At 68.6% G+C, this 255-nt stretch carries 1 pseudogene; it reads left to right on the top strand.

Features of this window, described 5'->3' with window-relative positions:
• Window positions 1–255 (top strand): annotated as a pseudogene (locus tag R0J92_RS24675) (AMP-dependent synthetase); the annotation flags it as partial.

Here is a 255-nt window from a genome sequence, read left to right as displayed (position 1 = left end):
CTGGACGCCGGCGGACTGGGCCTGGATCGGCGGGCTCATCGATGTGCTGTTGCCGAGCCTGCATCACGGGGTACCGGTCCTCGCCTACCGCATGGGGAAGTTCGACCCGGAGGAGGCTTTCCGCGTGCTCGCGGACTTCGACGTGCGCAACGCCTTCATGCCGCCCACGGCGCTGAAGATGATGCGCCAGGTCGACCAGCCGCGCGCGCGTTTCGACTACAGCATGCGCTCCATCGGCAGCGGCGGCGAAACCCC

The organism is Tritonibacter sp. SIMBA_163 (genome assembly GCF_046535935.1).
Classification (GTDB): Bacteria; Pseudomonadota; Alphaproteobacteria; order Rhodobacterales; family Rhodobacteraceae; genus Epibacterium; species Epibacterium scottomollicae.
This window is presented reverse-complemented; position numbering and strand designations above follow the sequence as displayed.